This window comes from Mesorhizobium sp. M7A.F.Ca.CA.001.10.2.1 (assembly GCF_003998575.1).
In the GTDB taxonomy this organism is placed as follows: domain Bacteria; phylum Pseudomonadota; class Alphaproteobacteria; order Rhizobiales; family Rhizobiaceae; genus Mesorhizobium.
Genome location: NZ_RZQY01000225.1, coordinates 1 through 8,455 on the forward strand (window position 1 = coordinate 1; position 8,455 = coordinate 8,455).

The following is an 8,455-nucleotide window of genomic DNA, read 5'->3' on the forward strand; positions in this document are numbered from 1 at the left end:
GCCCCTACATCACCTCGCCGCACAAATCCGGCGACATCTTCAGCCATTCCTACAATGGCGGCGGTGGTTACGGCGACGTACTGGAGCGCGATCCGATCAAGACCGCCTGGGATGTCGAGAACGGCTTTCTCACCCGGCAAGCGGCGGACCAGGTTTTCGGCATTGTGCTGAAGGACGATGAAGACGGCTATCCCATCGCCGATATCGACGCCACGGTCGAGCGCCGCGCCGCCATGCGCAAAGAGCGTCTGGCCAAGGCGGTCCCTGTGGTGGATTGGATCGCCAAGGAGCGTGGTCGTGTCGAAAGGGCCGATTTCGCCCCCGAGGTGAAGAAAATGTACGCCAGCGCGATCAAGCTGTCGCCGCGCTTCACCAGCGAATTCAGCGAGTTCTGGAACGTCGATGCCAGATCGATCTTCATGCCGGGAGCAAAGCCATGACCTCGTATAGCAAGGAAGTCCTGGGCGATCTGGTCGCAGGCAAGCTGCCCTGGCCACAGACAAGGCGGATCATGAGTGCCTACAAGGACGATGACCGTTTCTTCAAGATGGTTGCCGTCTATCAGGATCGTGTCGCCTGGAAAGATCCGATCCTGCTGCCGGTCTCGGACCATCTGTTCATCTGCCAGAGCGGCGATGAGCGCATTACCCGCTGCGAATGCGGCCACTCCTTCGGCGACTATCGCAAGAACTGGAAGCTGAAGGCTGCGATCAACGTCCGCAACACCGAGGGGGCTTTGCGCGAAATCTATCCCAACAGCGATCTCCCCGATCCCGAATGGATGGAGATCCGCGAATTCATCTGTCCGCAATGCGGCACGCTGCACGAAGTGGAAGCGGCGGCACCTGGCTATCCCATCGTCCACGATTTCGAGCCCGACCTCGAAGGCTTCTATCGCGAATGGCTAGGCAAACCGCTCCAGCAAACATGAAACGCTGGCGATGGAGGCTGCGCCGGTGTGATTGCCAAATACGGTCAGGCCTGATTGCCTGCCCGGAACGAAGTGGAGACCGTGCGCCATGAACAACCTTTCCGGCCGTAGCGCCATCGTTACCGGTGGGTTCTCGGGCATGGGCTTTGCCATTGCCACGGCTTTGGCTGAAGCCGGCGCCAATGTCGCCGTCGGCTCCTACATCGCGCCGGCCAGCGCCGACAAGTCCGATGCCGCCTATTATCCCGGCGCGGACGAGATCGAGCGCGTGCGTGCGGCCCTTACCGTCCACGGAACGAGGGTTCACGCCGCACACCTTGACGTTCGCGACAGCGACGTCGCCAATCGGTTCGCAGCTGACGCCGAGGCGGCCATCGGCCCCGCCGATATCCTGGTCAATGCCGCTGGGACGACCGCGGAGCAGCCGGTCTGCGGCCATTCCGACGCGCTATGGGACAAGATCGTCGATACCAACCTGACGGGCGCCTTCCGCGTCACGCGTGCGGTACTGCCGGGCATGATCGAACGCGGCTGGGGCCGCATCGTCAACATCGGCTCAACCGCCGCCTCGGTCGGCTGGAAGGACAACCCAGCCTACTGCGCGTCCAAGGCCGGCCTTCTCGGCCTCACGCGCTGCGTGGCGCTGGAGGGGGCAGCGCATGGCGTCACCTGCGTCATGATCAGCCCGACCTGGGTCGAGACCGAACTGATGCGCCGCAATGTGGCGCAGGTCGTCGAGCGCGAAGGCAAGGGGCGCACCGCTGAGGAAGCGATGGCCGAGATCGCCAAAGGCAACCCGCAGCAGCGCATGCTGCAGCCGCAGGAGATTGCCGCACTGGCGGTCTTCCTGTGCTCGGATCTGGCCAAGGGCATTACCATGGAGAACATCCAGATCACCGGCGGAGCGCTTTGGTAGCGGCTGATCTCTCCGCAGATGCCTCGCTGTAAGACAAGGTGACCGGATTTGCCATTGAGCGCCGGGCGCAATAGGTTATATTGCACTGCACAATGGAGACGCCGTTTATTGCACGCCCATATTTGCGAAGATTCCGGCCGGCTCATGGCTTGCCGGCCCTAGGTCGTGTCGGCGGAACCCTGAGATGAAGATTCCAAAGTCACTGCTGATCGATCCCGAGAAGAACTCGGTCTATGGCGCCTTTGCCGTAGCCGTTTCGATCTGGGCGTTTTCCTATTCGGTCATCTTCGGCCAGATCTTGATCCTGGCCTATTATGCGGTCTGGCTTCCGCTCATCCTGGTCGACTACCGGCGGTTTCTGCGGCATCTGTCCAGCGCCTGGCTGCCGCTGCTGTTTGCGGCCTATATCTGCTTCTCGGTTTTCTGGTCGCAGGCCCCCGGCGTCACCGCAAGGACGTCGGTCCAGTATTTTTCCCATATCGCCTGCGCCTACGTAGCTGCGCGCACCGTCAGCGTGCGCACGCTGACCATAGGGGCGCTGATCGGAATATTCGTCGTCCTCATCTATTCGCTGAAGGTCGGGAACTATTCCGAGGATGTCCTCGACGGCACCGTGAACTTCGTCGGCGCCTTCGCCTCCAAGAATCAGATCGGCTTTGTCGGCTCGCTCGGCATCTATTTCTGCGTTGTCTTCCTTGCCTTCTACAGGCGCGGCCGGCTCAGCTTCATCCTGGCGGTGCCCGTCGTGCTGCTGTCGGCCTATGTCCTGGTCGCTTCGCATTCCGCCACCTCGATGGCGTCGATACCCGCGGTGCTGGCGCTGGTGGCGCTTCTTGCGATGAGCAAACTTCTGTCACGCCGCTATCGCCGGGTCATCTTCCTGATCGGCGCCGGCCTGCTGGTCGTGACGGCCTTCGTCGCCTTGAATCTCGGGCTGATGGACTTCGTCCTCGGCCTCTTCGGCAAGGATTCGACGCTCACCGGGCGAACCTATCTGTGGGAGCAAGGCTGGAACACGGTCCAGAAATCGCCGATTCTCGGCGTCGGCTATGCCGCCTATTGGGTGCAGGGCTTCGCTGAAGCCGAGCGGCTGTGGAACGAATTCTACATCACCACCCGCACCGGCTTCCACTTCCACAACACCTATATCGAGGCCCTCGTCGAACTCGGCTTCGTCGGAGCGACGCTGGTGTCGCTGATCATGCTGCGCACGCTCTACGGCCACGTCTCGGCGGTTATCTTCAAGGCATGGCAGGCGGACTCGGTGATCCTTTTCGGCGTGATGGTCCTGCTGCTGATCCGCTCCTTCGTCGAGGTCGAGATACTCAACCCCTACATCATGGGTTCTTTCCTGATGTATTTCAGCTTCTTCAAGCTGGCGCGGCTGCCCGTTACCCGCAGGCGGCGGTCACCGGCTCTGGAGCCGGCTGACGCGGCCGGGGGCGAGACTGACTGGCCTCGGTATGCCGGCCATCCGGCGGGCGCCGGTCCCTCATAAATTATCATCTCGCGGGCTGAAGGGAGCGGCCTTCCTTTTTGAGCAAGCATGTGCTCGGACGGGAAGCCTCGATCCCGAGACCGCTATTATGGTTTCCGTAGGGAGATGTTCAAACAACTGAGCCAGAGCCTCATCCCGATTGTCGGGTGAGGCTCTGGCTCGAAACACTGGATCGTGTTGGAAGTCGGTCTATTGGCTGGCCAGCGGCGCCAGCTTGATCTTGATCACATCGCCGGGCAGCACCGGGGTTTCTTCCTTGGCGGCTATTTCGGTGGTCTTGCCGTCGACATTGCGCACCAGTGAATAGAGCAGGGTCGGCTGCTGATCATTTGTCATAGCGGCCGCCATCGCGGGATCGCTGGCCTGGGCTATCAGGCCTTTCTGCATGTTCACCTTCAACGCGGCCTCGTTCAGGTCGGCCTCGGTCTGCTGCCGGTCAGTGGCGAGACTTGAACTCAAGGTGTTCTGGGCATCGATAGCATCCTGCTTCGCCTTGCTGATCGCCTGCTTGGCGGTGAGGATGGCGGTTTCGTAGTCCAGGATCTTGCCCTGCAGGTCGGCCACGGACTGGCGCGAATCCAGCAGTCGGGCATTGGCGATCAGGCCTTTTTGCGCCAGCGGACCGATGCTGGCGAGTTGCTGCTGCGCCAAGTCGACCTGCTGCTGCTGATTGACGATCTTCTTCTGCAGCGACTCGATTTCAGATTCCAAAACCCCCTTCAGGTCGTCGAGCGCCTCGAGTTTCAGCTTCAGCGCCTTTTGGTCGGCCGTCAGAATCGTCATCTCGTCCGCCACGATGGCTGGCAGTCTCGGATCGCCCTCGACCTCCTTCGGCACGTCGAAACTCGCCTTGCCGGCCATATCCGCATCGATGCGGGCGCGCCTGACGATCAGTCGAATGCGCTGGTCGTCGGAGATGTCGAACATGCCCTTGGCGGTGACCAGGTCCTTGCCGAGCTGGGGGCCGTAGTCGGCGTTGCGCCTGATGCCGCCGGCGACGCTGATTGCCTTCAACACCGTCAGGTCCGGGACATAGGGAAATTGGCCTGGGTTCTGGACTTCGCCCGAAATGTAGAATGGCCGGAACTGCGCCATCTCGACCGAGGCTTCCGGTCGGTCCGACAAAGCGAGCTTTTTCTGCAGCGCCTCGCCGATCGCCGCCGCGATTTCGGACGTGGTCTTGCCGGATGCCGGCAACTCGCCGGCGAACGGCACCGACAGCGTACCGGATGGACCGACCGTGTACTCGCCATTCACCGCCGACCAATCACGAAATGTGCCTTCGACTGTCTGCCATTCGGCGACGCGGATGGTAAGCTTGTCTTGCGAGCCGAGGCGATAGTCGCCGGCGGCGGCGATGTGCGGGACGACGAGCGCCAAGGCAAGGCATGTGGCCAGCAAACGCGCCCGCCGCAGCCGGCCGGAATCCGGGCCGCTGCGAAAGGCTTCGAACAAATCTGTTTTCAACTCAACGTTCCGATCCGCTATAGCCCCATCGCCCGATGAGCTTGCGTCGAATGGCCGATGCCAATGTCTGGCATTGGCCACCGGCCGGTCAGTAAGAACCACGCGACATCCAGACGGCCGGGACGGTCTTGATGATGATGCGAACGTCCTCGAACAGCGACCAGTTCTCGACATAGTGGCGATCGAAGGCGACGCGGCTGTCATAGGACACATCGTTGCGGCCGCTGACTTGCCACAGGCCAGTCAGGCCCGGGCGGGATTTCAGGTAATAGACGGCGGACGTGCCATAGATCTCCAGCTCGTCGCGCACGACCGGACGAGGGCCGACAAGGCTCATGTCGCCCTGCAGGATGTTGATGATCTGCGGCAGCTCGTCGAGGCTGAGTTTCCTCAGCACAGCTCCGACACGGGTAACGCGCGGATCGTTCTTCAGCTTGCGGGTGGCGATCCATTCCGCGTTGGCATCCGGGTTGGTGGCGAGATAGGTTGCCAATACCCTGTCGCCGTCCGGAACCATGGTGCGGAACTTCAGGCAAGGAAAAATCCGCCCGCCGCGTCCAATTCGCCTGTGACCGTAGAAAATCGAGCCGCCGTCGGAAAACTTGACCAGCAGCGCTATCATGACAAACAGCGGGCTGAGTGCGATCAGTCCAATCAGTGAACCGGCGATATCGAAGCTGCGTTTGAGCAAGCCGCCGATCGGTGGCGGAAAATCGATGTCAGCCTGCGAAAAGCTCGCCGTGGCCGACTTGGCAACGTCCCTCATGCCGTAAACTCCATGCGTTGAACGAATGGTTCAGCGCACGATACCAAAAAAATGTTGCAGCGCAACACACAATTTACCACCCCATTGAAATAGTCACGTCATGAATTGACTAAATAATAAGCTTGTCATGCACAAATTTCGGCGTATTTAGCACATTTGTGACAATAAATGGGCACGGCCGAAAAAATAGAGGCCTTTGTGGGGCGGTTTTTAGGCGGACCTACCTATTTGCCAAGGCAAGCTGCAAATTAGTGCTTTATCATGCCCTGATGCTTGGTGAAAACCGTATAAAATACTACTTAATATTGTCTATCTTACTGAAAAATGCCGAGGAGAGGAGATCGGCTTAGCTCCCGTTGCGTGCATTGCAGCATGGCAGAGTCGATCGCAAAAGCTCGATCAAAAATATCCGAAGTTGCCCTTGCCGCCTATTGCTCGCCTTAATAGAATTGCAAATTATACCTGTCACGGTGGCGACAGGTGGAAAAGGCCGGAAGCAACCGGTCGAGAGTGGGCGACCTTAACAAGCCCACATGACAAGGGACGGCGCTCGGGTGGGGCAATCGTGATAATACCCGAGCCGGTTTATGGGCTGTTGGGTATGGCACTTCCAAAATTCATCCTCGGGATGATTTTCGCTCTGGCGATCGTCGTCGGCTGGTCCTGGCTGGGCGGAGCGTCGATAGGCACGATATTGGTGCGCGTCATCATCTGCGCCGTGATCATTCAGGCCGGCTATTTCGTGCTCATCTACACCATGATCGCCAGGAGCGCGCCGACGCCTGCCGACATAGCCCGTGACGCCGAGCGCAAACTGAACGCACCAGAGGTCGCCGAAAGCGAGAAGCTGGGCGGTGCCAGGCGCGGCCTGCATTGATGCAGATTGCTCAAACCTGCCCCCGGTTTGTAGGCATGCTTCGAAACAAGAGACTAGGCGCCGCGTGAATCGGTTTCGGCGCGTCTTGGTCGCCGGCTCACGCGACATCGGCGGGTTCGCCCTCTGACTGTTCCCCCGACAGCATCCTCGACAACCGGCTGCCGGTTTTTTCCTTCAGCCGCTGATATTGGCCGACCTCGACGATACGGCCGTTTTCCATCGCCACCACCCAGTCGGCGAAGGCAATCATCGACGGCCGGTGCGCGATGGTCAGGATCGTCATCGTGCCGCGCAATCCGTCGATCGACCTGGCGATCAGCGACTGGTTCTGCCAGTCGAGCGCGCTGGTCGCCTCGTCCAGGATGAGCAGTGACGGCTTGCGCAGCAGCGCGCGCGCGAGCGCGATGCGCTGGCGTTCGCCGCCCGAGAGCCGCACGCCGCGATCGCCGACCACCGTCTCGAGCCTGAGGTCGAGCCGTTCGACAAACTCGCCGGCGTGCGCCTGATGCAGCGCGGCCCACAGGTCGCCATCGCTGGCCCGTGGCGCGGCAAGGCGCAGGTTCGCCGCGATCGTGTCGTGCAGGAGGAACACGTCCTGCGGCACATAGGCCACCTGGTCGCGCCAGCGACGGCGATTGCTGGCATCAATCTCGACGCCGTCGACAAGCATCATGCCGGTGGTGGGCTCCAGCAGGCCAAGCAGCATATCGGCGATCGTGCTCTTGCCCGATCCGGACGGGCCGATCAGGGCGGTGACCTTGCCGGCCGGCAGGCCGAAGGTGATGCCGCTCACCACCACCTTGTCGCCAGCATCTCCATAGGCGAAGGAGACACCGCGAATATTCAATCCCGTATTGAGGGAGAGTGTCCCGGCGTCGGCGAACTCGGTATGGCCTGGTTCGCGTTCGGCATCGAAACGTGCCTGCAGGCTGCGCATTGCCGTAAAGGCGGGCAGGTTGATCAGCACTTGCTGGGCTTGCGTCTGCATGTCCATGAAGCGCGGCGCGATGCGCATGAAGACCAGGAGCAGGACGACGATCTCGGCCAGCGACAGGTTGAAGCGAACCAAAGCCACATAGATGAACAGGCTCAGGCCCACCACGCTCGCCACTTGGAATACCGCGGTGCCGATGGTGCTGTTGCGCACATAGTCGATGTTGTCGGCCTTCATCTTCTCAAGCGTCGACCGCAGCTGCGCGAAATAGCTGTCCTCGACGTTCAGGCTCTTGGCCACCTTGATGCCGCCGAGAAATTCCGAGACCGTCCGGTACTGATCCTGTCGATTGGCGGTCAGCACACGGCCGAAGGCAGTGGCCCGTGTCCGGAAGGGCTGCAGCGCCACGAACATCAGCATGCCGATGACGACGGCAAACAGCGTCATGACCGGCGAGATGAACATGGAAACCAGGAGATAGCCAGCCAGAAGAACGGCGATCTGCACCAGCATCAGCAGTGAGAACGCCGCGCCCTGGACGCGGTCGATGTCGCCGGTCAGGGCATGATCGAGGTCGGAACTGCGCATGCGGGTAAAAACGCCCCAGCGCGCCTTGCCGATGCTTTCGAACAGGTTCATGCGAACGCGGTTGACGAAATCGAACAGCAATTTGGCCATGTAGACCGACTTGAAGCGATTGAACGCCGCCTGCGCTGCAACAAGCCCGACCAGCATGCAAAGCACGGTCGTCAGTTGCAGCGTGCCGTCAGGCACCAGCCAGCGCACGAAATCATTGTTGGGCAGCCGAACAGCGAAATCCTGGTCGGCGCGTCCGACCAGATGCAGCAGCGGGATGAGCAGCAGGATGGAGATGCCCTCGGTCAGGCTGCCGAGGATGAGGAAGAAAAGCGCCGTCCATGTTCGCCGGCCGCCGATCCGGGCAATGGCGGCGCCGAATGCGGCAATTTCTCGAAACAGCGACAGGCGAAGGGTTGGGGGCTTCGACATGGTTGCGCTTACGACCGCCGGCTGCCAGCCGACAGATCCTTTTCGATCAGTTCCACGG

The 8,455-nt window shown here is 60.9% G+C and carries 7 protein-coding genes and 1 pseudogene; 5 read left to right on the forward strand and 3 right to left on the reverse strand.

Annotated elements, in window-relative coordinates; genetic code table 11:
• The 4 genes and pseudogenes from EN964_RS16175 to EN964_RS16190 form a co-directional block, all read left to right on the forward strand.
• Window positions 1-440, forward strand: a pseudogene (locus EN964_RS16175) (5-oxoprolinase); the annotation flags it as partial.
• Complete coding sequence (locus tag EN964_RS16180) at window positions 437-931, forward strand: acetone carboxylase subunit gamma (RefSeq protein WP_127269096.1); 495 nt, start codon at window positions 437-439, stop codon at window positions 929-931. The pseudogene EN964_RS16175 and the gene EN964_RS16180, both read left to right, overlap by 4 nt.
• 88 nt (window positions 932-1,019) lie before the next feature.
• Complete coding sequence (locus tag EN964_RS16185; protein WP_127269097.1) at window positions 1,020-1,847, forward strand: SDR family NAD(P)-dependent oxidoreductase; 828 nt, start codon at window positions 1,020-1,022, stop codon at window positions 1,845-1,847.
• A 184-nt stretch (window positions 1,848-2,031) separates the two neighbouring features.
• The gene (locus EN964_RS16190; RefSeq protein WP_127270875.1) at window positions 2,032-3,345 is read left to right on the forward strand and encodes an O-antigen ligase; all 1,314 of its coding nucleotides are present in this window, start codon (window positions 2,032-2,034) and stop codon (window positions 3,343-3,345) included.
• A 189-nt stretch (window positions 3,346-3,534) separates the two neighbouring features.
• On the opposite strand, the gene EN964_RS16195 is transcribed toward EN964_RS16190, so the two are convergent.
• Together EN964_RS16195 and EN964_RS16200 are read right to left on the reverse strand one after the other, a co-directional pair.
• Window positions 3,535-4,800, reverse strand: coding sequence for a polysaccharide biosynthesis/export family protein (locus tag EN964_RS16195; protein WP_164748995.1), 1,266 nt, complete (start codon window positions 4,798-4,800; stop codon window positions 3,535-3,537).
• 100 nt (window positions 4,801-4,900) lie between these two features.
• A complete protein-coding gene (locus tag EN964_RS16200; RefSeq protein WP_023811581.1) occupies window positions 4,901-5,578 on the reverse strand; it encodes a sugar transferase in 678 nt (225 codons plus the stop codon).
• Window positions 5,579-6,179: 601 nt separating this feature from the next.
• Between EN964_RS16200 and EN964_RS16205 the strand changes: the two genes are divergently transcribed.
• Window positions 6,180-6,455, forward strand: coding sequence for a hypothetical protein (locus tag EN964_RS16205; protein WP_023811582.1), 276 nt, complete (start codon window positions 6,180-6,182; stop codon window positions 6,453-6,455).
• A 97-nt stretch (window positions 6,456-6,552) separates the two neighbouring features.
• Here the strand turns inward: EN964_RS16205 and EN964_RS16210 are convergent, their stop codons facing one another.
• Window positions 6,553-8,397: an ABC transporter ATP-binding protein gene (locus EN964_RS16210; protein ID WP_127267627.1), complete on the reverse strand. Its 1,845-nt coding sequence runs from the start codon at window positions 8,395-8,397 to the stop codon at window positions 6,553-6,555.
• Window positions 8,398-8,455 lie beyond the last annotated feature (58 nt).

What these genes read in the sequence shown, in the direction of transcription:
- EN964_RS16180 (WP_127269096.1), top strand. Translation starts at nt 437, where the DNA reads ATGACCTCGTATAGCAAGGAAGTCCTGGGCGATCTGGTCGCAGGCAAG.
- EN964_RS16185 (WP_127269097.1), top strand. Translation starts at nt 1,020, where the DNA reads ATGAACAACCTTTCCGGCCGTAGCGCCATCGTTACCGGTGGGTTCTCG.
- EN964_RS16190 (WP_127270875.1), top strand. Translation starts at nt 2,032, where the DNA reads ATGAAGATTCCAAAGTCACTGCTGATCGATCCCGAGAAGAACTCGGTC.
- EN964_RS16200 (WP_023811581.1), bottom strand. Translation starts at nt 5,578, where the DNA reads ATGAGGGACGTTGCCAAGTCGGCCACGGCGAGCTTTTCGCAGGCTGAC.
- EN964_RS16205 (WP_023811582.1), top strand. Translation starts at nt 6,180, where the DNA reads ATGGCACTTCCAAAATTCATCCTCGGGATGATTTTCGCTCTGGCGATC.
- EN964_RS16210 (WP_127267627.1), bottom strand. Translation starts at nt 8,397, where the DNA reads ATGTCGAAGCCCCCAACCCTTCGCCTGTCGCTGTTTCGAGAAATTGCC.